This window comes from Bradyrhizobium sp. P3_C3 (assembly GCF_056402655.1).
This window is the reverse complement of record NZ_JBFUGY010000001.1, coordinates 23452-49234: the sequence shown is the minus strand read 5'-3', so window position 1 is coordinate 49234 and position 25783 is coordinate 23452. Positions and strand designations below refer to the sequence as shown.

The 25783-nt window shown below is 65.4% G+C and carries 24 protein-coding genes; 12 read left to right on the top strand and 12 right to left on the bottom strand.

All coding sequences use genetic code 11. The features are described from left to right. Positions 1–104: 104 nt before the first annotated feature. Positions 105–932 (top strand): outer membrane protein, encoded by an 828-nt coding sequence (locus tag AC1DW2_RS00270; protein WP_208087391.1) that lies wholly within the window; start codon positions 105–107, stop codon positions 930–932. Positions 933–1001: 69 nt separating this feature from the next. Here the strand turns inward: AC1DW2_RS00270 and AC1DW2_RS00265 are convergent, their stop codons facing one another. Beyond that, positions 1002–2057, bottom strand: a complete 1056-nt coding sequence (locus AC1DW2_RS00265) for a serine hydrolase (protein WP_283016812.1) — start codon at positions 2055–2057, stop codon at positions 1002–1004. A 281-nt stretch (positions 2058–2338) separates the two neighbouring features. On the opposite strand from AC1DW2_RS00265, the gene AC1DW2_RS00260 reads away from it, so the two are divergent. The 3 genes from AC1DW2_RS00260 to AC1DW2_RS00250 all read left to right on the top strand — a co-directional run bounded on the left by AC1DW2_RS00260 (position 2339) and on the right by AC1DW2_RS00250 (position 4266). Next, complete coding sequence (locus AC1DW2_RS00260) at positions 2339–2728, top strand: ArsR/SmtB family transcription factor (protein ID WP_166097165.1); 390 nt, start codon at positions 2339–2341, stop codon at positions 2726–2728. After that, complete coding sequence (locus AC1DW2_RS00255) at positions 2728–3219, top strand: SRPBCC family protein (protein WP_283016811.1); 492 nt, start codon at positions 2728–2730, stop codon at positions 3217–3219. Before AC1DW2_RS00260 ends, AC1DW2_RS00255 begins: the two co-directional genes overlap by 1 nt. Before the next feature lie 204 nt (positions 3220–3423). Next, positions 3424–4266 carry a hypothetical protein gene (locus tag AC1DW2_RS00250; RefSeq protein ID WP_283016810.1) on the top strand — a complete coding sequence of 281 codons (843 nt, stop codon included), beginning with the start codon at positions 3424–3426 and terminating at the stop codon, positions 4264–4266. On the opposite strand, the gene AC1DW2_RS00245 is transcribed toward AC1DW2_RS00250, so the two are convergent. Both AC1DW2_RS00245 and AC1DW2_RS00240 read right to left on the bottom strand, forming a co-directional pair. Continuing rightward, entirely contained in the window at positions 4247–4933 is a 687-nt protein-coding gene (locus tag AC1DW2_RS00245; protein ID WP_063982664.1) for a response regulator, read from the bottom strand. The two genes, AC1DW2_RS00250 and AC1DW2_RS00245, sit on opposite strands and share 20 nt — an antisense overlap. Beyond that, a complete protein-coding gene (locus tag AC1DW2_RS00240) occupies positions 4930–6315 on the bottom strand; it encodes a HAMP domain-containing sensor histidine kinase (RefSeq protein WP_283016809.1) in 1386 nt (461 codons plus the stop codon). The genes AC1DW2_RS00245 and AC1DW2_RS00240 overlap by 4 nt, the downstream gene beginning before the upstream one ends. A 188-nt stretch (positions 6316–6503) precedes the next feature. Between AC1DW2_RS00240 and AC1DW2_RS00235 the strand changes: the two genes are divergently transcribed. Next, positions 6504–7370, top strand: coding sequence for a DUF3280 domain-containing protein (locus tag AC1DW2_RS00235; protein WP_283016808.1), 867 nt, complete (start codon positions 6504–6506; stop codon positions 7368–7370). Between the two features lie 14 nt (positions 7371–7384). Here the strand turns inward: AC1DW2_RS00235 and AC1DW2_RS00230 are convergent, their stop codons facing one another. From AC1DW2_RS00230 to AC1DW2_RS00220, 3 genes are read right to left on the bottom strand one after another with little or no spacing between them, the layout of a single operon-like run. Continuing rightward, positions 7385–8416: an L-idonate 5-dehydrogenase gene (locus tag AC1DW2_RS00230; protein ID WP_283016807.1), complete on the bottom strand. Its 1032-nt coding sequence runs from the start codon at positions 8414–8416 to the stop codon at positions 7385–7387. A 25-nt stretch (positions 8417–8441) separates the two neighbouring features. Next, positions 8442–9209, bottom strand: a complete 768-nt coding sequence (locus AC1DW2_RS00225) for an SDR family oxidoreductase (RefSeq protein ID WP_063982668.1) — start codon at positions 9207–9209, stop codon at positions 8442–8444. 12 nt (positions 9210–9221) lie between these two features. After that, entirely contained in the window at positions 9222–10421 is a 1200-nt protein-coding gene (locus AC1DW2_RS00220) for a mandelate racemase/muconate lactonizing enzyme family protein (RefSeq protein WP_167768060.1), read from the bottom strand. Between the two features lie 174 nt (positions 10422–10595). On the opposite strand from AC1DW2_RS00220, the gene AC1DW2_RS00215 reads away from it, so the two are divergent. Both AC1DW2_RS00215 and AC1DW2_RS00210 read left to right on the top strand, forming a co-directional pair. Next, entirely contained in the window at positions 10596–11363 is a 768-nt protein-coding gene (locus AC1DW2_RS00215) for a GntR family transcriptional regulator (protein ID WP_283016806.1), read from the top strand. A gap of 24 nt (positions 11364–11387) precedes the next feature. Beyond that, a complete protein-coding gene (locus AC1DW2_RS00210; RefSeq protein ID WP_071912958.1) occupies positions 11388–12752 on the top strand; it encodes an MFS transporter in 1365 nt (454 codons plus the stop codon). Positions 12753–12798: 46 nt separating this feature from the next. On the opposite strand, the gene AC1DW2_RS00205 is transcribed toward AC1DW2_RS00210, so the two are convergent. From AC1DW2_RS00205 to AC1DW2_RS00185, 5 genes are all read right to left on the bottom strand, one after another. Further along, entirely contained in the window at positions 12799–13032 is a 234-nt protein-coding gene (locus tag AC1DW2_RS00205) for a hypothetical protein (protein ID WP_071912960.1), read from the bottom strand. Between the two features lie 97 nt (positions 13033–13129). Next, on the bottom strand, positions 13130–14380 hold the full coding sequence (locus AC1DW2_RS00200; RefSeq protein ID WP_354113683.1) for an arsenic transporter: 1251 nt from the start codon (positions 14378–14380) through the stop codon (positions 13130–13132). Positions 14381–14405: 25 nt separating this feature from the next. After that, on the bottom strand, positions 14406–15692 hold the full coding sequence (locus tag AC1DW2_RS00195; protein WP_354113682.1) for an MFS transporter: 1287 nt from the start codon (positions 15690–15692) through the stop codon (positions 14406–14408). A gap of 68 nt (positions 15693–15760) precedes the next feature. Then, complete coding sequence (locus tag AC1DW2_RS00190; protein WP_208087381.1) at positions 15761–16201, bottom strand: EamA family transporter; 441 nt, start codon at positions 16199–16201, stop codon at positions 15761–15763. A 10-nt stretch (positions 16202–16211) separates the two neighbouring features. Then, entirely contained in the window at positions 16212–18689 is a 2478-nt protein-coding gene (locus tag AC1DW2_RS00185) for a hybrid sensor histidine kinase/response regulator (RefSeq protein ID WP_354113681.1), read from the bottom strand. A 214-nt stretch (positions 18690–18903) separates the two neighbouring features. Here AC1DW2_RS00185 and AC1DW2_RS00180 point away from each other — a divergent pair, with 214 nt between their 5' ends. The 4 genes from AC1DW2_RS00180 to AC1DW2_RS00165 all read left to right on the top strand — a co-directional run bounded on the left by AC1DW2_RS00180 (position 18904) and on the right by AC1DW2_RS00165 (position 23486). Continuing rightward, positions 18904–19974 (top strand): zinc-binding metallopeptidase family protein, encoded by a 1071-nt coding sequence (locus AC1DW2_RS00180; RefSeq protein ID WP_354113680.1) that lies wholly within the window; start codon positions 18904–18906, stop codon positions 19972–19974. Positions 19975–20150: 176 nt separating this feature from the next. Next, positions 20151–22166 (top strand): acetyl-CoA carboxylase biotin carboxylase subunit, encoded by a 2016-nt coding sequence (locus AC1DW2_RS00175; RefSeq protein ID WP_477005030.1) that lies wholly within the window; start codon positions 20151–20153, stop codon positions 22164–22166. Between the two features lie 157 nt (positions 22167–22323). Beyond that, complete coding sequence (locus AC1DW2_RS00170; protein ID WP_354113678.1) at positions 22324–23190, top strand: isocitrate lyase/PEP mutase family protein; 867 nt, start codon at positions 22324–22326, stop codon at positions 23188–23190. Beyond that, a complete protein-coding gene (locus AC1DW2_RS00165; protein ID WP_014494616.1) occupies positions 23187–23486 on the top strand; it encodes an acylphosphatase in 300 nt (99 codons plus the stop codon). Before AC1DW2_RS00170 ends, AC1DW2_RS00165 begins: the two co-directional genes overlap by 4 nt. Before the next feature lie 67 nt (positions 23487–23553). Here the strand turns inward: AC1DW2_RS00165 and AC1DW2_RS00160 are convergent, their stop codons facing one another. Further along, on the bottom strand, positions 23554–25074 hold the full coding sequence (locus AC1DW2_RS00160) for a PAS domain-containing sensor histidine kinase (RefSeq protein ID WP_354113677.1): 1521 nt from the start codon (positions 25072–25074) through the stop codon (positions 23554–23556). Between the two features lie 151 nt (positions 25075–25225). On the opposite strand from AC1DW2_RS00160, the gene AC1DW2_RS00155 reads away from it, so the two are divergent. Then, on the top strand, positions 25226–25783 hold the full coding sequence (locus tag AC1DW2_RS00155) for a GbsR/MarR family transcriptional regulator (RefSeq protein WP_071912979.1): 558 nt from the start codon (positions 25226–25228) through the stop codon (positions 25781–25783).

The window sequence follows — 25783 nt, the reverse complement described above, 5'->3', positions numbered from 1 at the left end:
AGACGGCGAGCGGTCCACTCCCTATCCCCAATCTGCGCCGGATGGCTCCCACCGGTGCGCAATTGAAACGCGAGCGTCGATCGCGTGGGGCATGGAGACTCGGAATGAACAAGTTTTTGCTGGCGGTCGCTTCAATTGTGCTCGGCACCGCATCCGCGCAGGCGGCCGACCTCGCGGCGCAATACACCAAGGCGCCGGTGATGGCGCCGGCCTACAACTGGACCGGCTTTTACGTCGGCGGCAATGTCGGCGGGCAGTGGGGCAACGCCGATCTGAACACCTCGACCATCTGGACGCCGGCCGGCTATTTCGCCGCCAGCAGCGTCCCCGCCATCAACACGGTCGGCGCCCAAGGCGTCAACAGCTCCAGCGTGACCGGCGGCTTCACCGCGGGCTATAACTGGCAGGTGAACCACGCCGTGCTCGGCCTCGAAGGCGACATCAACTATTTCGGTTTCAAGGGCAGCGCGACGGGCTCTGCGCTCTATCCCTGCTGCGCGCCGACAGGCTTTACCGTGTCGTCGCAGGTCTCGGCCGATTGGCTCGCCACCATCCGCGGTCGCATCGGCTTCCTCGCGGCTCCGACCTGGCTGCTGTACGCGACGGGCGGCGCGGCGATCTCCGAGGTGAAGGGCAATTTCAATTTCACCGACACGTTCTCAGCCGCGACCGAGTCGGCCGCGATCCGCGACACGCGCCTCGGCTGGACCGCGGGCGTCGGCACCGAATATGCCTTCGGCGGCGGCTGGTCGCTCAAGGCCGAATATCTCTACGTCGATCTCGGCCGCGCCAGCGCGACCAGTACCAATCTGGTCGGCGGCGTAACGCAATATCCGAGCAACGTTTATACCCACTCGGTCGATCTCAAGTCGAACATCGTGCGCGTCGGCGTGAACTACAAGTTCGGCGGACCGGTCGTCGCCAGGTACTGAGCTCATCCCGTTCCTGATCTGGCGCGGAAAGCCCCGGCTCTGCCGGGGCTTTCTGTTGCGAGGGACGGTTCAGTGCGAGGCCATGAGCTTCGTCAGCGCGGGCAGGATCTTGTAGCGAACGATCTCGTGCGGGTATTCGCCGCGATTGGCGAGCAGGACGAAGCCGATCTGCCTGATAGGGACGAGGCCGAGATAGCCGGAGGCATTGTTGAGGCCGCCGGGCTTGTCGACGATGGTGGCGTCGGGGAGGTGGACCGTCTCCCAGGCCATGCCTTGTCCGAATTTGTCGTCGACGCGGAAGGTCTCGCGCTGCGTCATCCGCAGCGCCTCGCGCAAATGCGGTTCGACCGAGCGGTCGTCGACGCAGGCCGCAACGAAGGTCGCGAGATCCCGCGCGGACGAAAACATCTGGCCGGCGCCGGGAAAGTCGAAATAGCTCTGCTGGTTGCCGGGTGGGCCGATCGCCATGCCCTGATCCGAATAGCCTTGCACGACGCGCTGCATCCACGCCGCGTCCATCACGGCGCGGTTGTCCTCGCCGCGCTCCGGCAGGGAGGTCGCATCCATGCCGATCGGCCCAAGGATGCGCTGTTCGAACAGGGTTGCGATCGGAGCGCCGTAGCAGCGCTCGAGCACGAGCTGAAGCAGCACGTAACAGGCATGGCTGTAGATGCGCTGCTTGCCGGGCGCCTCGCCGGCCTGCGGCTCGAAGGCGTTGAACATGTCGATGAACTGCGCCCGCGAGAACGAGTCGTTCGGCCAGGGTGGATGGTCGGTCGACAGCAGCATGCCCGACGTGTGCGTGGCGAGCTGGCCGACGGTGACGCGGCGGACATAGTCTCCGGTGAGCTCGGGCAGATATTTCGGCAGGCGGTCGTCGAGCCGCAATTCACTCCGGAGCGAGCCCAGCGCCACCAGCGTCGCCTCGAACGGTTTGCGCAGCGAACCAAGGTTGAACAGCGTGTCCGGTGTGACCGGTCTTCGCGTGGCGTCGTCGGCGAAGCCGTAGTTGAAGAACTCGACATGGCGGCCGGCATAGAGCGCGGCGGCGAGGCCGCCCGGCTGGTCCGGCGTCGCGGTCGGCGCCAGCTCGTTGGCGACGATGTCGCGCATCTGCGCGATCATGTCGGAATCCGCGGATGCGCGGCGCGGCCAAGCCAACGCGAGGGGAACCAACGCAGCCCGCGCGAGGGCCCGCCGGGTGAGGTGTGATGAGGTGACAACAGACGGCACGGCTCTGACGCATGATGCGATGCGCCCCCTCTCTCTTCTAACGGGGAGGGCCGGGTGTCCCAATTCACGATTGCGCGTTGTGGGTTCCGCCGGTGGGGGCCTTGCGGAAAATTACTTAGCTTGTGAGCTAACAATTATTGACGCAGGGCGGTGGCGGGCCTATAGTTAGCTTCATGGCTAACCAATTATCCCAGCTCGACCAGATCTTCGCAGCCCTCGCTGATCCCACAAGGCGGGCGATCGTGATGCGGCTCTGCGCCGGCGAGGCGTCGGTCGGCGAGCTCGCCGATCCGTTCGAGATGGCGCTGCCGAGCTTCATGAAACACATCCATGTGCTGGAGACGAGCGGGCTCGTTCAGTCGGAGAAATCCGGCCGCGTACGCACCTGCCGTCTCAGCCCAGACGCGCTCGTCGGCGCGGAGGACTGGTTCCAGCAGCAGCGCGCGATCTGGGAGGCGCGGCTCGATCGGTTCGAGGCTTACGTCATGCAACTGAAGAAAGAGAAGGAGAGGGCGGCCGCCAAGCGGCCGTCCCGCACAACCAAACGGAAAGGTTCTGAGTGATGACGAATTCTGCCAATCCCGCTCTGTCGCAATGGTCGATGGACCGCGAGATCGTGATGTCGCGCGTGATCGACGCGCCGCGCGATCTGGTGTTCGAGGCGTGGTCCGATCCAAAACATCTCCCGCAATGGTTCGGGCCGAAGGGTTTCAAGATCGAGACCTTCGAGATCGACGTGCGCGTCGGCGGCGTCTGGCGCTTCAACATGATCGGTCCTGACGGCACCGTCTATCCGAACCGCATGCGCTTCCGCCGCATCGAGCGGCCGTCGCTGATGGAGATGGATCACGGCGTCGACCAGGACGATGATCCCGGCATGTTCCGCTTCACCCTCACCTTTGCCGAGCAGAGCAACGGCAAGACCGTGCTGATGATGCGGCAACTGGCCTCGAGCACCGAGCAGCGCGATGGCATGATCGGCTTCGGTGCCGTCGAGTATGGCTACCAGACGATGGACAAGCTCGCGGCGTATGTTGGTGGGATGAAGAAATAGAGTTCCCGCGTTATTCCGGGGGCCTCGAAGAGGCGCCCCGGAATAAGCTCGGAAACGCATGGGGAGAGCAGTCGCCTTCGCGAATATGACAGCGCGCAGGTCAATTATGACAGCGCCATAACGTAGATTTTTGTCGCGTCGTGCCGCCGATTTATGACAGAATTGCTACCACTAAATGTCATATCGGTTACGGCGGAGCGATACATGTTGCAGTGGCAGGCGCGGTCAAATCCCCTCGCGTGGTGGTGGGGGTCCCTGACGCTTGTCAGCAGTGCCAACATTCTCGTCTGGTTCATGCTGTACCGCGAGTTCTATCCGACGCCTGCCGGCAGCGCCGGCGGCGGTTCGGATATCGGGCTGATGTTCCTGCTTTGCGCCGGCTATGTGTTCGGCTGCGCCTTCCGCTCGTTCCTGCCGCGCGCCGACGTGCAGCGCATCTGCCTGTTCGATACCTGGCTCTCCAGCGTCTTCGTCGGCCGCACCGTCGCGACCGTGGCCGAACTGTGCTTCGTCGCGCAATGGGCGATCATCCTGCATCAGCTCGGTCACATGACGGGGGCGGAGACCGCGGTGAACATCGCGCTGGTGATCGTGCCCATCATCATCATCGCGGAGTGCTTCTCCTGGTACGCGGTCGTCACCACGAACTTCCTCTACAACGCGATCGAGAATTCGCTGTGGGCGGTGACGTTTTTCCTCGCCGGCATCGCGCTGTGCCGCCTCATGCCGGAATTCCAGGGACCGGTGCGCTGGGCGCTGATCGCCGGCATCATCGGCATCGCCTGCTTCCTCGCCTTCCTCGTCACCGTCGACGTGCCGATGTATCTCAGCCGCTGGCGGGCAGGGCATGAAGAGGGCAACAAGCTCCTCGGCTTCCTCGAAGGCCTGCATGACGTCGCGACGCGCTGGGTGGTGACCCACGACATCGCGCACTGGAAGGGCGAGCTGACCTGGATGTTCCTGTATTTCACCGCGGCGGTGTGGTCGAGCCTCGCGCTCTGCGCGCTCTACGCTATGGAAGGCTATCTCACGCGTTATCTGGCCTGAGCGACCGGGCTTCGCCGAGATCGGCCTGCGTCAGCAGGCCTTGCCGCAGCGCCAGCCGGACCAGCTCGATGTCGGAGCCGACGCCGAGCTTGTCCTTGATCAGCGAATGCAGGTTCGCCACCGTCTTCGGGCTGACGTGGAGCGTCTCGGCGATCTCCTCCGTCGTGTTCTCGGCGAGCAGGAGCCGCAGCACCTCGAACTCGCGCGGAGTGAGCACGTCGGCGGCCGAGCTCTCGCCGCTGATACGGCTGAGCGCGAGCTCGTGATCGATGTCGGGGCTGATGGCTATCTTGCCGGCGAGCACGTCCATCACGGCGCGCACCAGCGTCTCCGGCGGGCTGGTCTTGGTGACATAGCCCCGTGCGCCGGCGCGGATCGCCTGCACGGCGAAGCCGGCATTCTCGTGCATGGTGAAGACCAGGATCCGTGCGGCCTTGTCCCATTGCCTGATGCGCCTGACGGCCTCGATGCCGCCGATGCCGGGCATGCTCAGATCCATAATGACGAGGTCGGGCGCCTCGGATTTGAAGAGACGGTAGGCCTCGGCGCCGTCGGCCGCTTCGGCGACAACGCGAAGCCCCGGCTGCTTCTGGAGCACGGAGCGATAGCCCTCGCGGACGACGGAATGGTCGTCGACCAGCAGAATGGTCGCATCGGCCGCGCTCATGCCGCGCGCTCCAGTGGCTGCCGGTCGACACCTGCAAGCGGAATGACCACGCGCAGCGCGGAGCCGCCGTTCGGCGCGGCCTCGAAGCTCAACTGGCCGCGCAGGGCCGCTACGCGCTCGCGCATGCCGAGCAGGCCCATTCCGGATTTTGCGACGGGATCGTTCGACCGTCCGTCGTCGTCGATCGCAAGTGCGATCTCGTCGGCACGCATCGCAAGCTCCAGGCTTACCCGCGTGGCGCCGGCATGCTTGGCGGCGTTGGTGAGCGCCTCCTGCACGATACGGTACAGGCTCGCGCTGATCGTGGCGGGCAGGGTCGCGAACGCACCGTCGAAACGGATCGAAAACCGTGTCTGGCCGCGGCTACGCCCGTTCCAGCCCGCGACGAGGCCTTCGAGGCTCGCCACGAGCCCGAGCTCCTCGACATCAGGCGGGCGCAGCCGGAACAGCGCGCCGCGCAACGTCTCCATCATGCCGGTTGCGGTCCGCGCGATGCCGTCGCACTCGCCAAGCAGGGAGGGGCAGTCCTGTACGGCGGTCTGGCGGGCAGAGGAGGCGAGCGCGCGGATGGCGGCCAGCGACTGGCCGAACTCGTCATGCAGCTCGCGCGCGAGATGGCGGCGCTCCTCGTCCTGGAGTGCGATCAGTTTCCGCGTCAGCTCGCTGCGCTCGGCCAGCGCGGTGTCGAGGCTTTCGGCGAGATGGTTGAAGACGTCGCGGATCGCCGACAGCTCGGCGAGATCGAACGGCGGCAGCCGCGTCGACAGGTCATTGGCGGCGATCCGCTCGAGGCCGGAGCGGATCATGCGGGTGGGGCGCAGCGCACGCGCCAGTGCGGCGTAGACCAGGACGCACAACAGTGGCAGTGCGATCGCAAGTGCGAGCATCAGGCGGCCGGCCTCGTGCCAGGCGTCGGCCGTCTGCACGGCCGGGTCGACCGAGACCACGGTCTCGCCGAGTTTCGTTCCGCGCACGATCACGGGCCGTGCCGCCTCGCGGCCGGGGTCGAACAGGCTGCGATAGAAAGCCACGAAGACTTGCGGCGGCGGGTTCGCCGGGATCGGCGCGCCACTGCAGAATCGCTGGATGATGTCGCCGCTCACGCCGCGGAACGCCAGGCACAGGCCGGGCGTCATCACATAGGCCGAAACGGGGTCGAGGTTGGGAAAGTCCGAGCGCGGGCTAGCCACCCACTGGATCTTGCCCTGTTGCAGCTCCAGCGTCTTGGCCACGATGGCGGCGATGTCGTCGAGGCGCGCATGGGCCGCGCGGTCGGCGGTGATGAGGAAATAGGCGGAGATCGCGGCGAAGCACGCGGCCGATATGGCGGCCACGCGCAACGTCAGACGGACCTTGAGATCGAACCTCGGGCGGTTCCACATCGGCGGGCACCTGGCGCGAACGGAATTGTCGCCGGCGCATTAAACGGCAGAACGCGAGCGGCGCAAAGCACTGCGCATACCGCGGTGCAACGTCGTGAAATTTTCCCGGCCTTGGTCGGGACCAGCGCAGCTGCATGACCTGAGGCTGCCGTCCAGATTGCGCCGCCGCTCCATCACACGAGGCCCGCATGCGCCGTATCAGCTTGATCCTCTCTGCTTTCCTCCTCTTCGTCCTCCCGGCGGCCTCTTCGCCTGCCGGCGCCGAGGATGCCATCGGCGTTGCCATGGACGATTTCAGCTACACCGATACGTCGGCCGAACCGGCCAACCAGACCGCCGCCCACGAGCGGCGGCTGTCGGCGTTCATGGCCGCGCTCAGGCGGGATATCAGTGCGGACGGCCGCTACCGGCCGGTGCCGTCTGCCCAGGACGGCGCGGCATTCAAGGTCATCGGCGGCATCCAGAAGACCAGCACGCTGGTGCAATGGGCCAAGGTCGCCGTGATCGACGTCGGCGCCAAGAAGCTCGTGATGGACAAGCTCTACACCTTCCGCGGCGACAATGATGAATCATGGGAGCGCGCCGAGATTTTCGTGTCTCGCGAGGTCATGGCCGCGCTCGCCACGCCCGCGCCGGTCGCGTTGGCCGTGTTCGATTTCGAGCTCGAGGATACGACCGCCGCCTCGGCTGGCGCTTCAGCCACGTCGGATACGTCATACTTGGCCGAAGTTACCGCCAGCGTGCGCGAGGCGCTGGGCCAATCCGGCCGCTACCGCATCGTTGATGCCGGCGGCGAGGCGGTCAAGGCGCGCGCCTTGCGGGATTGTGGTGGCTGCGAGGCGGCGATCGCGCAAAAGCTCGGCGCGGATCAGTCGCTGATCGGCGTGGTGCGGCGGGTCAGCCGCACCGAATACACGCTCGGCTTCCAGGTCCGCGATGCCAGGACCGGTGCGGTGCTGTCACGTGGCGACAGCGGCTTGCGCATGGGCGCCGACTATTCGTGGAAACGGGGCGCGGTCCGGCTGGTCAGCGATAAGCTGATCGGGAGCCAGTAACCGCGATACTCGCCCTAGAACGTCAGCTGCACCTTCATCGATTGCGAGCGGTCGCTGGCGAGTTCGAACGCGGCGACCGCGTTCTCGAACGGCATGGTGGCCGTGATCAGCGGTTTCACGTCGATCAGCCCTTCGCCCATCAGCCGCACCGCGAGCTCGAATTCGGGGTCGAAGCGGAAGGTGCCGCGGAGCTGCAATTCCTTGGCGACGATGGAGTTGATCGGCAGCGTCATCTCGCCGCCGAGACCGAGCTGCACCAGCGTCGCGCCGGGCCTGAGCACGTCGAGCGCGGTGCGAAGCGCGGCCTGGTTGCCGGAGGCCTCGAACAGGGTGTCGAACACGCCCTTGCCGGCGCGCCAGGGATCGAGCGCTGCGGCATCGGTCGCGACATTGATGACGTGGGTGGCGCCGAGCTTTCTTGCGACCGCGAGCGGTGCGTCGGCGACATCGGTCACTACGATCTCGGACGCGCCGCCGAAGCGCGAGACCAGGATCATCAGCGCACCGATCGGCCCGCAACCCGTGATCAGCACGCGCTTGCCGAGGAGGGGGCCGGCCTGCTTGCCGGCATGCAGGCACACCGCGAGCGGCTCGGCCACCGCAGCTTCCGCCAGTGTCAGCTTGTCCGCGATCGGCACCGCCTGCGCGGCATCGACCGTGATGAATTCACGGAAACCGCCTTGGACATGGGGAAAACGCATCGCGCTGCCGAGGAAGCGCATGTCGAGGCACTGGTTGCGCATGCCTTCCTGGCAATGCAGGCACTGGCCGCACGGTCTGCTCGGATTGACGGCGACGCGCGCGCCCGGCTTCACATTGGTGACGCCGTCACCGACGGCAGCGACCACGCCCGCGATCTCATGGCCCAGCGCCATCGGCTGCTGGATGCGCACGACGCCGAAACCGCCGTGATGATAGTAGTGCAGATCGGAGCCGCAGATGCCGCCGTTCGCAATCTTGACGCGGACTTCGCCCGGGGCGGGGGCTGGATCGGGATAGCTGTCGATCCGCAGGTCTTTCGGGGCGTGGATGACGACGGCGCGCATGGTCTCGTTCCCTTGGCTTTCGCGATTACATCGCGGCGATCATGCCGCCATCGACATAGATGATCTGTCCGTTGACGTAGGTCGAAGCGTCCGACGCCAGGAAGATCGCCGCGCCCACCAGCTCGTCCGGCCTGCCCCAGCGCTTGGAGGGGATGCGGCCCATCAGCCAGTTGTTGAAGTCGGTGTTGTTGACCAGCGCCTCGTTCATGTCGGTCAGCATGTAGCCGGGGCCGATCGCATTGGCCTGGATGCCGTGCTGGGCCCATTCCACCGCCATCGAGCGGGTCAGGTTCTTGATGCCGCCCTTGGCCGCGGTGTAGGGCGCGATGGTGGGACGCGCGAGCTCGCTGCCGAGCGAGCCGATATTGATGATCTTGCCGTGCTTGCGCGGGATCATGCGCTTGCCGGCCTCGCGGCCGATCACGAAGGCGCTGGTGAGGTCAGTCTCGATCACCTTGCGCCATTCGTCGGTGGTGAACTCGACCAGCGGCTTGCGGTGCTGGATGCCGGCATTGTTCACGAGAATGTCGACCGCGAGCCCTTCGCGGTCGAAGCGCTCGAAGGCCGCGACGATCGCGGGCTCATCGGTGACGTTGAACGCGGCGCCCTCGGCCTGATGACCGGCGGCGCGAAACTCGGCGACGGCCTGCTCGACGCGCTTGGGGTCGACGCCGTTGATGATGATCTTGGCGCCGGCCTTGGCCATGCCCTCGGCAATGGCGCGGCCGAGCCCGCGGGAGGAGCCGGTCACGAGCGCGGTGCGACCGGAAAGGTCGAAGAGGGCGGTGCTCATCTCAAGAAATCCTCAGACGTTGGAGCGACGCACGGTCAGATCGGAGCGGTCGAATACGGCGGGCAGAAGGTCGACGCCGAGGCCGGGTCCTTCCATCGGATAGACAAAGCCGTCCTTGATCGTCGGCATCGTGGTGACGAGCTCATTGTACCAGCCCCTGTAGAAGGCGCGTACCGATTCCTGGATCAGCGTGTTGGGCTGGCTGAACGACATGTGGATGGCGGCGATGAAGCCGATCGGGCCGATGCAGTCATGCGGCGCAAACGGGCGGTGATAGGTCTCGGCCATCGCCGCGATCTTGCGGCCTTCGGTCAAGCCACCGGTCCAGCACAGATCCGCCATCACCACATGCATGGCGTCGCGGTCGAGCATGTCCTTGTAGGGAAAGCGCGAGCCCAGCGTCTCGCTGGCGCAGACCCAGACGTCGGTCGAGCGGGCATATTCGGCCAGCGCCTGCGGCGAGTTCATCCGGATCGGGTCTTCGTACCAGGTCGGCTTGTAGGGCTCGAGCGCGCGCGCGATCTGCTTGGCGGTCGGCAGGTTCCAGAGCGAGTGGAGCTCGACCATGATCTCCATCTTGTCGCCGACGGCCTTGCGGATCTTCTCGAACGGTTCGATCGCCCGCTTCATCTGGGCTGCGGTGATGTAGAGCCCCTTGTTCTCCTGTGCCGCCGGGTCGAACGGCCAGATCTTCATCGCGGAGATGCCGCTCTCCAGCAGGCTTTCGGCCAGCGCGTCGGCGTGGTGCATGAAGCCGTCGAGGTCTTCGTAGGGGCCTTTGGAGGCGCCGAGATTCCAGTTGGCGACGGGGCTGATATTGGTGGAGCGGACATATTGAGTGCCGGCGCAGGTGTTGTAGATGCGCTGCTTGTCGCGGCAGAGGCCGCCGAGCATCTGGTGCACAGGCTGATTGCAGACCTTGCCGAACAAATCCCATAGCGCGATGTCGATTGCGGACGCCGCGCGGTATTCGACGCCGGTCGAGGATTGCGCCATCGGCAGGTTCAGCATGTCGCGGTGGATCGCCTCGATGTGCAGCGGATTGCGGCCGAGCAGGCGGCCGGCAAAGGTGTCGTGGATCTGCGCTTCGACCGCGCCCGCGCCATAGAAGGTTTCGCCGAGACCGATCATGCCCGTGTCGGTGTGAACGCGCACCCAGATGACGTTGGAAAATTCCTCGGTGCGCAGCGTCTCGATTGACGTGATCTTCACGGCAACAATCCTCCCATCACAGACGCCTCGCGCCTGACGTCTCATTTCGCACTGCAACATGTTGCAGGTCGCGCGAACGTCTTACGCCTGCTTGTAATATATCACAACATGTTTTAAGGGTCCCACAACTAAGGCGCCACCCAGCAATGAGAGCGCGGTTGACAGGAGGACGACATGGCACGGCGCAAGCGCGCGCTCGAGGTGGTGAGAAACGAGGACGACGGCGAGGGCAAGCCCTCCCGGCGCAACCGGCTCAACTTCTTCGAGCTGGCTTACCAGAGGATCGAAGAGCTGCTCGTCCACTGCGAGCTTAAGCCCGGACAATTCATGACGATGCTGGAATTGCAGCACATCACCGGGTTCGGGCGCACACCAGTGCATCACGCCGTCAATCGTCTCTCCGCCGACACGCTCATCATCATCCGTCCGCGCCACGGCCTGCACATCGCGCCGATCGATCTTGCGCGCGAGCGGATGCTGCTGGCCTTGCGCCGCGACATGGAGCGCTTTGTCGTGCGGCTCGCGGCCGATCGCGCCAGCCTGTCGCATCGCAATCAGGCGCTGCACATCGAGCGTCTGCTGCGCGAACGCCGCGCCACCCTGACCCTCGACGAATTCAACAGCATCGATCGCCGCATCGACGCGCTGGTGCTGGAAGCCGCCGGCGAGCCCTTCCTGGTGCACACGCTGCGGCCGTTGCACACGCTGTACCGCCGCATCGGCTACATCCACCATCGCTTCATGCCGGGACAGGCCGAACTGTCGGGCACGATCGATCGCCACCTCGCCATTCTCGTTGCGGTCGCCGGCCGCCATGTCGAGGACGCCGTGAAGGCGAGCGATGCGTTGATCGACTACATGGACCACATGTTCACGGGCATGGAGGCGGGGATCGATCCGCGCCTGCTCGATTGCAGTATCGAGCCGCTGCTCGGCGCGTAGAGAGTTTTGAAGAGAGGACCAAACATGCAGACAATGGCCATGCCACAACCGACCGCGAGCGAAGCCGCGGTCCGCTACCTCATCACGAACTACAGTCCCAAGGGCAACAAGGTCGGCTGGCTGATGATGGCCTCGATCCTGGTCGAAGCCTGGGATCTCTATTCGATCGCCTTCGTGCTGATCTTCATCAAGGAGCAGTACAATCCCGATCCGCTGATGCTCGGTCTCGCTGCAGCCGGCACGCAGGGCGGCGCCTTGATCGGCGCGCTGCTCGGCGGCTGGCTCTCCGACAAGATCGGCCGCCGCGTCATGTTCCTGGTGACGATGGTGCTGTTCATCGTGCTCGCGCTGGCGCAGGCCTTCGTGCCGAACGTGACCTGGCTCATCGTGATCCGCTTCCTGCTCGGCATTCCGCTCGGCTCGGATATTTCGACCGGCTACACCTACATCATGGAATCCATGGCCAAGGGTGAGCGCGAGGTCATGGGCAATCGCTGGCAATTCATGTTCGCCGTCGGTGAAGTTCTCACCATCGGTGTCATCGTGATCTTCCTGCTGATCGACATGCAGCACGAGATGCTGTGGCGCGTGACGCTCGGTCTCGGCGCGGTGCCGGCGCTGATCATCCTGATCATGCGTCACGACGTGCCGGAGACGGCGGTGTGGCTGGTGCAGAAGGGACGTTACCGCGAGGCCAAGAAGGTCGCGCGCGAGATGTTCAACGACAATCTCGACATGTTGCCGGACCAGGACGTGAAGGTGCCGAAGGTCAGCACACGTGCCTTCATCGCCGACCTCAGGAAGGACCCGATCCGCTGGCGCGCCACGATCTACGGCTGGATCGCCTGTTTCGCGCAAGGCAGCGAGTTCTCGACCTTCGCATTCTATCTGCCGGTGCTGTTCGTGATGGTCGGCGTGTCGAGCGTGCTCGGCATCAACCTGGTGACGATGGCGCTCTTCTCCTTCGCGGCCCTGTCCGGCTGGGTCGGTCCGCTGCTGACGCCGAAGATCGGCCACCGCGGCATCTCGATCGCCGGCTTCAGCATCGTGCTGGCTTCGCTGCTGGTCGCTGCCTTCGCGCTCTACACCGACAACAAGATCCTGCTGCCGTTCGCAGCGGCCGCCATGTTGTGGGGCCATTATTGGGACGCGTCGAACTGCATGACGATCCCGACCATGGTTGCGAAGCCCAAGTATCGCGGCACGGCCAGCGGCTTCGCCTACATGTTCGTGAAGTTGCCGTCGTTCCTGGCGATCTTCCTGTTCCCGACGGTGTTCGCCGCGATCGGCCAGGCGAATGCCACGCTGATGGTCGCGATCTTCCCGCTGATCGGATTGCTCGCCGCAATCTTCATCCTGCCGGAAGTCTACGGCTACGAGAACGACTAACGCGTTGCCCGGTCGCGGCCTTGTGGCCGCGATCGGGCTTTTCCCGCTACGGGCTCAGGAAGACGGGATTGATCCCGGACCCATGGCCGAGCAGGCCGATCGCCTGAAGCTGGGCGCTGTGGAGGTCGATCTCCACGATCGCGAACAGGGTCAGCAGCACCACGACCGAGACGACGAGCAGGGGGTGGAATGTCCCGCCTCCTTGTTCCGGCGCGGTGAAGCTCCGAAACGACCGACGCAGGGAAAAACTCTGCGGCAATGCCTTTGACTGAATCTGCATGATGGACCTCCGTGCCGCGCCGTATGAGACTGCGCGACGCGAAGAAGCATAGGTCCGGCTTTGGCGGCGACATTGATGCGCCGCAAATTGCGCGCGATTACCAGATCGCAGCCGCAAGCGCTGCGATCAAGGCGGGGGGCGTCACCAGCAGGCCCAGCTTGAGGAACGGCCAGGCGCCGACCTCGATTTTTTCGCGGCGAAGCGCAACCAGCCACAGGATGGTCGCGAGCGAACCGGTGATCGAGAAATTCGGTCCCAGGTCGACGCCGATCAGGATGGCGCTGACGACCGAGGTGGGCAGGTGATCGGCGGCCACGATCGACCCGGCGACGAGGCCGACCGGCAGGTTATTGGCAATATTGGTGGCGATGGCGGTGGCGATCCCAACGCTCCAGCCGGCCCCGGGTACGGACTGCGCGACGGCCTCGTGCAGAAGTGCGCTGAGATGGCCGATCACGCCAGTCTTCACCAGTGCTTCCACCATCACAAAAAGCCCGCCGACCAGCGGCAGCACGCTCCAGGACACGTGCTTCAGTACCGGCATGGGCGACTGACGGCTGAGCAGCAGGACGAGGCCGGTCGTCACGGCGCCGCAGATGAAGGTCGGCAGGCCAAGCTGCTTGTCGAGCGCGGAGGCCGTGATCAGCACCACGCCGATCGCAGCAATGCCGATCGCGGTCAGCTTGCCGCCACGGCTGAGCACCTTGTGCGGCACGCGGCGCTCGATGATCTCCTGTTTCAGCGCGCGATGCTGGGTGATGCGCAGTACGACAAAGGTCAGCACGATCGAGGCGAGCGAGGGCAGGGCGAACTGACGCAGCCATTCGGTCAGATGCGGCATGCGCGAGCCGAACACCACGAGATTGGCGGGGTTCGATATCGGCAGCACGAAGCTTGCGGCGTTCGCGATGAAGGCGCAGACGAAGAGATAGGGCAGCGGCTTGGCGCCGGCCGCGCGCGTCGCGGCGTAGACGGCGGGTGTCAGCACGATCGCGGTGGCGTCGTTGGAGAGCAGCACGGTGACGACCGTGCCGACGAGATAGATCAGCAGAAACAGCCGCTGCGGCGAGCCGGCTGCATATTCGACGGCGAGCGCTGCGAGATAGTCGAACAGGCCTTCGAGCCGGGCAAGCTCGGCGATCAGCATCATGCCGATCAGGAAGAGATAGACGTCGACGCCTTTCTCGATGCCCGTGAGCGCGTCCTGCCACGGCAGGAGGCCGAGCAGCACCAGGGCGCCGGCGCCGATCACGGCCCAGATCGCCTCGGGCAGGCGAAAAGGCCGGATGATGACGCCTGCGGTCGCGGCGACGATGATGCTCCAGGCCCAGATGGCGTCAGACGGCACGTTCAGTCCTTGAGGTTGGGTCGGTTCATTCGGCAGCGATAACCGATGCTGGAGCCGCTGTCTTCCCCTGTGCCTGCAAGGTGCCACGCCGGGTCTCGGGCAAGGCGAGGAGGCAGACGACGGCGCCGATCGCGGCGACCGCGCCAAGCGTGATGAACGCCGCGCTGTAGCCGGCGCCGACCACGACGAGGCCCGCAAGCGTCGTCGACAGCGCCGCGCCGATGCTCTGGGCGGTGATGACGGCGCCTTGCGCGACGTTGAAGCGGCCGGTGTTGCGCATGAGGTCGGCGACGATGACGGGAAAGATCGCGCCAAAGATGCCGGCGCCGACACCGTCCAGAAGCTGCACGCCGACCAGCCAGAACGGATTGTCGGAGAGCGTATAGAGCGCGCCGCGAATGGGCAGGATCAACAATGCGGCGAGGAAGAAGCGCTTGTGGCCCCATCGGTCGGCCTTCGCACCGACCAGCATCGCGAACGGCACCATGACAACTTGAGCTGCGACGATGCAGGCCGACATCAGGCTGGTGCCCATGTTCTTGTCCTGCAGCGCGAGTTTCTGCCCGACCAGCGGCAGCATGGCCGCGTTGGACAGATGAAACAGCACGACGCAGACCGCGAAGACGAGGAGGGGGCGACAGGTCAGGAGCACCGCGAGACCTGAGGGCTGTTCCGGCCGGTCACCGGTATCGGCGTCGTGCAGCCCGCGCGCGAGGTCGTGGTCGATGGCGCGGGCGGGGATTGCGAGAATGCTCACGAGGCTTGCGACCGCCATGGCAGCGAGAAGGTAGAACACCACGGTCGGACCGAACCAATAAGCGCTGAGCCCCGCGAGCCCGGCCGCGACCGCATTGCCGGCGTGATTAAAGGTCTCGTTGCGGCCGATCCGCCGGGTGAAGGCGGCATGACCGAAGATGCCCAGCGAGACGGCGGCGATCGCCGGCGGAAAGATCACTGCCGCGGCCTGCGCGATGCCTTGCGAGACCGCGACCGGCAGGAAGCTGGGAAACAGCGGCAGCGACAGTGACGCCAGCGTCACCATGATGGCGGCGATGACCATCGCCAGCCGCTTCGCCCGCGTCGCATCGACCAGTGCGCCGGCCGGCGTCTGCGCCACGATGCCGGCAATGGTCGCGATCGACATGACGAGGCCGATGCGCGCCTCGTCCCAGTGCTGCTCGGTGAGGAGATAGACGGCGAGATAGGGCCCAAGCCCGTCGCGGACGTCGGCGAGGAAGAAATTGGCCGCATCCAGAGCGCGGCCGGCGCGTCTCGTCTGGTCGGTGGGGTGATGGGAGGCCTGGCTCGACATCGGTCTCTCGATCGAGGCTGGGAAGCGACCGGCCAGAAACCGATCTCACGCCACCTTTGTTCCACTCTTCAAAACTTCACGGCCAGCAGCACCGCACCGGCGCCGATCATGGCGATGCCGAGCCAGCCCTGTGGGGTCGGACGCTCGCCGAGAAAGGTGAAGGCGAAAAGAGCCACCAGCACGACGCTGAGCTTGTCGATCGGCGCCACCAGCGTCGCCGGGCCAAGCTTCAGCGCACGGAAATAGCACAGCCAGGACGCGCCGGTCGCAAGCCCGGACAACACCAGGAACAGCCAGGTCTTCGACGAGACCGCCGACGGCACCGCGAACTGGCCGGTGAAGAACAGCAGCACCGAGAAGGCGAGCAGCACCACGATGGTGCGGATGAACGTCGCCAGATCCGGATTGATGTTCTCGACGCCGACCTTGGCGAAGATCGCGGTGAGTGCCGCAAAGCAGGCCGAGAGCAGCGCCCAGGTCTGCCAGGCCGAGAGGAGGGCGGGTTTCATCGGTTATCTCTCACCTTGCCGCCGCCAACTTTTCGGTGATCGCCTTGCGCAGGATACGCGACAGCGATTCCACGGAGTACGGCTTCTGGATCAACTCGAACCCGCGATGCGCGTTCTCGGCGAGGACGTTGCTGTAGCCGCTGGTGAGCACGACGGGCAGGCCCGGATAGCGCTCGCGGATGACGCCGGCGAGCTCGACGCCGTTCATGCCGGGCATGATGACGTCGGAGAAGACGAGGTCGACGGCGAATTCGTTCTCGCCGAGAATGCCGAGCGCCGCATTGGCGTTGGCGACCCGGCGGACGACATAGCCGAGATCTTCCAGCAGCTCGGTCGAGAACTGGCCGACGTCGTCATTGTCCTCGACCACGAGCACGCGATAGCCGCGCCCGGTGGTGGCGGCCTCGCTGGTCAGTGCCGCAGCGTCCTTCTCCGCGGCGGGACTGTGCGCCTGCGGCAGGTAGATGGTGAAGGTCGCACCTTCGCCGTGCGTGCTCGTCACTGCGATGTCGCCCTCGGACTGCTTTGCGAAGCCGAAGGCCTGGCTGAGGCCGAGGCCGGTGCCCTTGCCGACCTCCTTGGTGGTGAAGAACGGCTCGAAGATGGCGTCGATGTTTTCAGGGGCGATGCCGCTGCCGGTGTCCGCGACCGAGATCGCGACATAGTCGCCGCCGCGCGCCGACTGCGCACGCAGGCTCGGGATGCCCGCGACCTTGCGCACGGCGATGGTGAGTCGGCCTTCGCCATCCATGGCGTCGCGGGCGTTGATGGCGAGGTTGATCAGCGCGGTCTCGAACTGCGCGATGTCGGCCACCGTGAAGCAGTCGGCATCGTTCACCTCGACGGCGATCGCGATGCGGCCGCCGACCAGTGGCCGGACCAGTTGCGCCACGGCCTCGACCTGGCTGCCGACGTTGAAGATCTGCGGCTTCAGCGGCTGCCTGCGCGCAAAGGCCAAAAGCTGCGCGGTGAGCTTGGAGGCGCGCTCCACGGTGTCGGAGATGGCGTCGACATAGCGGCGGCGGCGTTCTTCCGGCAGTTCGCGGCGGCGCAGGAAGTCGGTCGCGGAGCGGATGATGGTGAGGAGATTGTTGAAGTCGTGGGCGACGCCGCCGGTGAGCTGGCCGATCGCCTCCATCTTCTGCGACTGCCGCAGCGCTTCCTCGCCGCGGCGGCGCTCGGTGATGTCGACGGCCTCGGGCACCGCACCGGTGATGTTGCCGTGGCGGTCGAGCACGGGACGCATGCCGAAGTCGAAATCGCGCTCTCCGATGGGCAGGCGCAGGCGCATCTCCAGCCGCACCGCTTCGCCTCTGAGCACGGTGTCGAAGGCCTCGCGCACGACGGCGCTCATGCCCTGGGTCTGGTTGAACCAGGGCGTGTCCCAGAACGGTTTGCCGATGACGTCGCGGGCCTCCACGCGAATGCCATCGAGCGCAGTCCGGTTCGCGTAGAGCAGCTCGCCCCTGAGATTGACCAGCCCCTGATACTGGTTGCTTGTCTCCAGGATCGCGCGCAGCCGCGCCTCGTTGGATTCGAGCTCGGCGGTGCGCTCGGTGATGCGCTCCTCCAGCGTCTCGTTGAGTCGCCTCAGCTCGATCTCGGCCTGCTTGGCGGCGGTGATGTCGTGGGCGACGCCGATGAAGCCGATGTGCTTGCCGGTCGGGTCCCAGCGCGGCTGCGATTCCGAGCGCAGCCACCGCCATTCACCGCTGGCGTTCTTGTAGCGCGCTTCCAGCACGAACGGCTTCAGCGACGCTTCGCCCTGGACGGATTGCTGCAGCACATGCGGCAGGTCGTCCGGATGCAATATCTTGCGCCAGTCGAAATCGATGGCCTGGTCGTAGGGCAGGCCGATGAAGTCGACATAGGCCTGGTTGGCGAAGGAGCGCGTGCGGTCGAGCTTCGTGACCCAGATCGGCACCGGCGCGCTGTCGGCGATCAGCCGGAAGCGCTCCTCGCTCTCGCGCAGCGTCTCGCGCGCGAGTGCCTGGGCGGTGATGTCGATATGGGCGCCGACGAGGCGAATGGCGCGGCCGTCACTGTCGCGCTCGAACTTGGCGACGACGCGGATCCAGCGGGTCTCGCCGTCGTTGGGGCGGATGATGCGGTATTCGGCGGTGTAGTCTTCGTTCGTCCCGGCCAGCGCATCGAGGAAGTGCTTGACCGCGGCGTCGCGATCCTCGGGATGGATGCGGTTGACCCAATCCTCATGCGACTCGTCGGTGGCATCCGCCGGCAGCCCGTGGAGCATCAGATATTCCGGCGAGCGGCGGTTCTTGAAGCCTTCGCGGAAGTCGACCTCGAGGCCGCCGACCTTGCCGATGCGCTGGATACGCGCCAACTCTGCCTCGCGCTCCTGGAGCGCGTGATAGGCGTCGTCGCGCTCGCGCGCGATCTCTTCGAGGTGCTGGCGCAGCCTTTCGGCGGCGGTGGTATCGGGCAAGGGATCGTTCAAGGTGTCGGCCGTTGTGATGCAAGAGCGCACGTGCCGGGCCGATATTCCCACAGACAAAGCGTGATAGCCATTACTCAAAAGGGGATAAGGACGGAAAGGCGCCACCGATCGCAGGGGCGGGTATGAACGAACGCCCGGTCTGGCTATTTGTTCCCGAATGTTGGAACGATGAGCCCCCCGCGCGCGTATTTGCGAGGCGTCGCAACTCTTAATCATAAAACTCTCTTCCCGAAGAGGCTAAATCTTGAAGCTCTTTGTCTGCCAGGACTGCGGCAACGTCCTCTATTTCGAGAACCGCGCCTGCGAACGCTGCGGCCACCGCGTCGCGTTCCTGCCGGAGAAGGAGACGATGTCGGCGATCGAGCCGGACGGCGAGGCCTGGATGACGCTCGCCGACAAGGGCAAGGGGCGGATGCTCTGCCGTAACGCCGAATACGACGCGTGCAACTGGCTGACGGATGCGGGCGACACCACCGGCTATTGCCGCGCCTGCCGCCACAACGGCATCGTGCCCGATCTGTCCGATCCGGTTCAGCTCGCCGGCTGGCGCGAGTTGGAGGTGGCGAAACACCGGCTGTTCTATTCCCTGATCCGCTGGAAGCTGCCGCTCCAGACGCGGCAGGAAAATCCCGAACATGGGCTGATCTTCAATTTCCTCGCCGACGATCCGAACAGCGGGCAGAAGATCATGACCGGCCACGATAACGGCCTGATCACGATCGCGCTGACCGAGACCGACGAGATCGAGCGCGAGCGGCGCAGGCTCGAGATGGGCGAGCCCTACCGCACGCTGCTCGGGCATTTCCGCCACGAGGTCGGCCACTATTTCTGGGAGGTGCTGGTGCGCGAGGGCGGCAGGCTGGAGCAATGCCGCGCCGTGTTCGGCGACGATTCCGCCGATTACGGCCAGGCCTTGCAGCTCCATTATGCCGAAGGCGCGCCGCCGGACTGGCAGCAGACCTACGTCTCGGCCTACGCCACCACGCATCCCTGGGAGGATTTCGCCGAGACCTGGGCGCACTACCTCCACATCGTCGATACCCTGGAGATGGCCTCGGAGTTCGGCATGGAGGTACGCCCCCGGGTCGATCGCGACGGGGAGTTGACGGCGCGCATCCGTTTCAACCCCTATGAGACGAGGGACGTCGAGGCGCTCGTCAATGCATGGCTGCCCTTCACCTTCGCCATCAACAGCGTCAACCGCGCCATGGGGCTGCGCGATCTCTATCCGTTCATCCTGTCGCCGGCGGTGGTCGGCAAGCTGGGCTTCATTCACGACTTGGTCAGGGACGTGGCCAAGGCCGCGAAGCCGTAGGTCCGCTCATGGGCTCACCGGGCCGATTTCGGTCTTGCGCTGGTACGCCAGAGGGCCGCGGATTTAGACCGTTGCCTCCGGCTGATTTTGATGTACCACGGGAGCCACAACGGCCCATCCGATAGGCCCCAACGGCCAGGGAAGGGTCCCGCCCAAGGTCGAGACTCAAGAAAAGCATGTTCAAACGCATCCTGATCGCCAATCGCGGCGAAATCGCCTGCCGGGTCATCAAGACCGCTCGCCGCATGGGAATTCAGACGGTTGCGGTCTATTCCGAGGCCGACCGCGATGCCCTCCATGTCGAGATGGCCGACGAGGCCGTTCTGATCGGCCCGCCCGCAGCCGCCGAGAGCTATCTGGTGATCGAGAAGATCGTGGAGGCCTGCCGCAAGACGGGCGCCGAGGCCGTGCATCCCGGCTACGGCTTCCTGTCCGAGCGCGAGGCGTTTCCGCGCGCGCTGGAGGCCGCCGGCATCGTCTTCATCGGCCCGAACCCGGGCGCGATCGCGGCGATGGGCGACAAGATCGAATCCAAGAAAGCCGCCGCGAAGGCCAAGGTCTCGACCGTGCCGGGCTATCTCGGCGTCATCGAGGACGACAAGCACGCGGTGAAGATCGCCGACGAGATCGGCTATCCCGTGATGATCAAGGCCTCCGCCGGCGGTGGCGGCAAGGGCATGCGCATCGCGCATTCGAAGAGCGAGGTTGCCGAGGGCTTCAACCTTGCCAAGGCCGAGGCGAAAGCCTCGTTCGGCGACGACCGCGTCTTCGTCGAAAAGTTCATCGTCGATCCCCGCCACATCGAGATCCAGGTACTGGGCGACAAGCACGGCAACGTCATCTATCTCGGCGAGCGCGAATGCTCGATCCAGCGCCGCAACCAGAAGGTCATCGAGGAGGCGCCGTCGCCGCTGCTCGATGAGGCCACCCGCCGCAGGATGGGCGAGCAGGCCGTCGCGCTGGCCAAGGCGGTGAATTACGACTCCGCCGGCACCGTCGAATTCGTCGCAGGGCAGGACAAGAGCTTTTTCTTCCTGGAGATGAACACGCGCCTTCAGGTCGAGCATCCCGTCACCGAGCTCGTCACCGGCATCGACCTCGTCGAGCAGATGCTCCGCGTCGCCGCCGGCGAGAAGCTCGCGATCACCCAGAAGGACGTTACGCTCACCGGCTGGGCGGTGGAATCCCGCCTCTACGCCGAGGACCCGTTCCGTAACTTCCTGCCCTCGATCGGGCGCCTCGTGAAGTATCGGCCGCCGGCCGAAGCCAGCCAGGACGGCATCACCGTGCGCAACGACACCGGCGTGCAGGAGGGCGGCGAGATCTCGATCTATTACGATCCGATGATCGCCAAGCTCGTCACGCATGCGCCGTCGCGCGCGGCCGCGATCGAGGCGCAGGCCACCGCGCTGGATTCGTTCTATGTCGAGGGTATCAGGCACAACATCCCGTTCCTGTCGGCGCTGATGCACCATCCGCGCTGGCGTGAGGGACGGCTCTCGACCGGTTTCATCGCCGAGGAATTCCCCAAGGGCTTTGCCGTGCGCGTGCCCGAAGGCGAGGTCGCGCGGCGGATCGCGGCGGTCGGCGCCGCCATCGACCACGTGCTCGGCGAGCGCAAGCGGCAGATCTCGGGCCAGATGGGCGGCCGCGTCGTGCAGCGCGAGCGTCGCCGCGCGGTCTGGCTCGACCGCCAGGAGATTCTGCTCGAGGTCGGACGCGAGGGCGAGGCGATCGCGATCCGGTTCGTCGATGCCGAAGGCAAGGCCGGCAACGCGCATCTGCTGCAGTCGCCGTGGAAGCCGGGCGATCCGGTCTGGCAGGGCACCATCGACGGCCATTTCGTCGCGGTGCAGGCGCGCCCGATCGCCAACGGCATCCGCCTTGCGCACCAGGGCGTCGAGGTGCCGGTCTATGTCTGGACCGAGGCGGAAGCAGCCTCGGCACGGCTGATGCCGGTGACCACGGCCTCCGACACCGGCAAGAAGCTGCTCTGTCCGATGCCCGGCCTTGTGGTCTCGATCGCGGTGACCGAAGGGCAGGAGATCAAGGCCGGCGAGACGCTCGCGGTGATCGAAGCCATGAAGATGCAGAATGTGCTCCGTGCCGAGCAGGACGGTACGGTGAAGAAGATCCACGCCAGCGCGGGCGCGACGCTCGCGGTGGACGCGCTGATTCTGGAGTTTGCGTAAAGCAAGTGAGTGGGGCCCTCACTGGCCCCACCAACACCGTCATTGCGAGCGCAGCGAAGCAATCCAGACTGCCTCTGCGGAAAGATTCTGGATTGCTTCGCTGCGCTCGCAATGACGGAGTATGTTGCGGCTGCGTCGCAACAGTTGAGAGGGCACCATGGCCTTTCGTTCCCGCCGCGAAAAACTGCGTTCGATCCTGACGGGCTCGGCCTGCGTTCATCCCGGCTCGGTCTATGACGCGATCTCCATCCGCATCACCGAGGATCTCGGCTTTCCGCTCGGCATGTTCGGCGGCTCGGTGGCCTCGCTCGCGGTGCTCGGCGACCCCGATGTCACGCTGATCACACTCACCGAACTTGCCGAGCAGATGCGGCGGATGTCGCGCGCGGCGACGCTGCCGGTGCTGGTCGATGCCGATCACGGCTATGGCAATGCGCTCAACGTGCGCCGCACGGTGCAAGAGCTGGAGACCGCTGGCGCCGCCGGCCTCACCATCGAGGACACGCTGCTGCCGGCCGCCTTTGGCGAGGCCAAGACACAGCTGATCTCGCTGGAAGAAGGCGTCGGCAAAATGACGGCGGCGCTGGATGGCCGCGGCGATCCCTCGCTCGTCATCATGGGCCGCACTGGAGCTGCCTCGGTCACCTCGATCGAGGATGCGATCCGCCGGGCCAGGGCCTATGAGGCGACCGGCGTGGACGCGCTTTTCTTCACCGGCATCAAGTCGCGCGCCGAGCTCGAGGCGATTGTCGCCGCTACGCGCCTGCCGATCGTGCTCGGCGGTGCGCCGGACGAGTTGAACGCGATTGACTATCTCGCCAGCCAGCGCGTCCGCATCGCGCTTCAGGGCCACGCGCCGATCGCGGCTGCCACGCAGGCCGTCTACGAAACGCAGAAAGCGTTGCGCGAGGGCACGCCGCCGAAGAACCTCACAGGACTTCCGTCGCCGGACCTGACCAGCCGCGTGATGCGCGAGGCCGACGTCAAGGCACGCAGCGCCGGCTTTCTCGGGCTGAAAAAATGAGCCGGGCGATCCTCCAGGTCATGATCCGCGGCCGCGTGCAGGGCGTCGGCTACAGGGCCTGGGTCGAGTACCAGGCAACAACGAGTGGCCTCGAAGGCTGGGTTCGCAACCGCCGCGATGGCAGCGTGGAGGCGCTGTTTGCGGGAACGCCGAAGCATGTCGCCGACATGGTCGCGCTGTGCCGCCACGGCCCGCCATCCTCGCGCGTGGACAGCGTCACCAGCGAGACGGCCGGTGCGGATGAGTTGAACCTGCGGAGGGCAGGGGAAGCGTTTTCGGTGTTGCCGACGGTGTGAGAGCGGATTCTCTTTCCGCGCGGGCGGTGCGCTCCCTCGCCCCGTTCTTACGGAGAGAGGTGAAAAATCACCGCGGCAGCTTCGAGATCGCCTCGCTCAGCTCGTGAATCTCGTAGGGCTTGCGCAGGATCGGGAAGTCGCCGCGGACATCGGCGGCGGCTTCGCTGTAGCCGGTGGCGAGCAGGATCGGCAGGCCAGGGTGGATCTGGCGCAGATGATGGGCGAGACCGAGCCCGTCCATCTTGCCGGGCATCACGATGTCGGTGAACACGAAGTCGACGCCGTTCTTCTCGAGCTCGCGCAAGGCGGACTCGGCGTCGGCAACCCGGTGCACGCGATAGCCGAGCTGCTCCAGCAATCCGATGCTGACGAGCGCGACGTCGGGATTGTCCTCGACCAGCAGCACGGTGCCGCTACCGGGAACCGGCACTGCTTCAGGGATATCGATTGGTGCGGTCGCGGTTTCGCGCGGCAGCAGGATGGTGAAGGTCGTGCCCTTGCCGAGCTCGCTTGCGACCCTGACCGTGCCGCCCGCCTGATGAGCGAAGCCGTGCACCTGCGACAGGCCGAGGCCGGTGCCTTTTCCGACGGGTTTGGTCGTGAAGAACGGTTCGAAGATCTTGTTGACGACGTCGGAGGGGATGCCAAGCCCGGTATCGGCGACGGTGATGGCGACGTACTCGCCGCTGTGGAGCGGATCGTTCAGGACGACGTTGCGTGCGCCGACCGTCACGGTACCGCCGTCGGGCATGGCGTCGCGAGCGTTGATGACGAGATTGAGCAGCGCCGTCTCGAGCTCTGAGACATCGGCCTTGACCGACCAGACCTCGCGGTCGATGTCGAAGGCGAGACGAACGGCGCTCCCGACGCCGGCGTGAAGCACTTCGCGGATCGCCTCGATGCGGTCGCCGAAGCGGATCGCCTGGGGATTGACGCTCTGCCGCCGCGCGAAGGTCAGGAGCTGGGCGGTCAGTGCGGCGCCGCGCTTGGTTGCGGTCTCGATCGCGGACATCGCGCGCTGAATCTTGGCCTCGTCCTCGTCGCGCTTCTTGAGGATGTGAAGGCTGCCGCTGATGATCATCAGGAGGTTGTTGAAGTCGTGCGCGACGCCGCCGGTGAGCTGCCCGAGCGCATCGAACTTCTGCGACTCGGCAAGCTGCCTCTGCATCGCTTCGAGCTTGAGCTGCGAATTGCGCCGCTCGGTGATGTCGCGGGTGATCTTGGCGAAGCCGACCAGGCTGCCGTGCTCGTAGATCGGATCGATGATGACGCTCGCCCAGAAGAACGTGCCATCCTTGCGAACGCGCCAGCCTTCCTCCTCGTAGCGGCCGTGGTCCCGCGCGATGCCGAGGGCACGGGCGGGCTTGCCGTTGGCGCGGTCGGTCTCGGTGTAGAAGCGCGAGAAATGCTGGCCGACGATCTCTTCGGGCGAATAGCCCTTGATCCGCTCGCCGCCGATGTTCCAGCTCGTGATGATCCCGGTGGGATCGAGCATGTAGAGCGCGTAGTCCGCGACTCCTTCCACCAACAGCCGAAAACTGCGCTCGCTTTCGAACAAGTCTCTCTGTTGACTGGACTTTGTCGTCATTCTCAACCCGCCTGGAACCGGGGCAAACGCCCCGAAGGGCGTTTGGTTCCCGTTCTCTGGGCCGTTTTTAGGCAAATACGACGGACGGTATACAGGACGCAAGCCGCCGAGCGCTCTTGACAATCAGTCGCGCTCGTCAGATATTTCTGTCATGACAGAAATAACCGGAAAGAAGAAACTGCCCACCGCCGTCGAGCGCTTCATCCTGCATTGGGGCGACATGGGGGACGGGTGGGGCGTCAACCGCTCGGTCAGCCAGATCCACGGGCTGCTTTATCTCGCCGAGGCGCCGATGACGGCCGAGGACATCGCCGACACGCTCGGCATGGCGCGCTCCAACGTCTCCAACTCGCTGAAGGAGCTGCTCGCCTGGAACCTGATCCGGCGGGTGCCGATCCTCGGTGACCGCCGCGACCATTACGAGGCCGAGACCGACATCTGGGAGGTCGCCGCGAGAATCGCGGCGCGGCGCAAGGAGCGAGAGCTCGATCCGGCGATCACGGCGCTCAGGGCCTGCGTGTCCGATGCCGCAGATGATCCGACCATCAATCCGGTCGCAGCCAAACGGCTGAAGGAGATGCTCGCCTTCACCGAACTCGCCGACCACTGGTTCATGCAGATGCTGAAGGTGCCGCGACCGCGGCTGGTCGCCTTGATGCGGCTTGGCGAGAAGATCGCCAACCTGCTGCCGCTGGGCAAGGCCAAATAG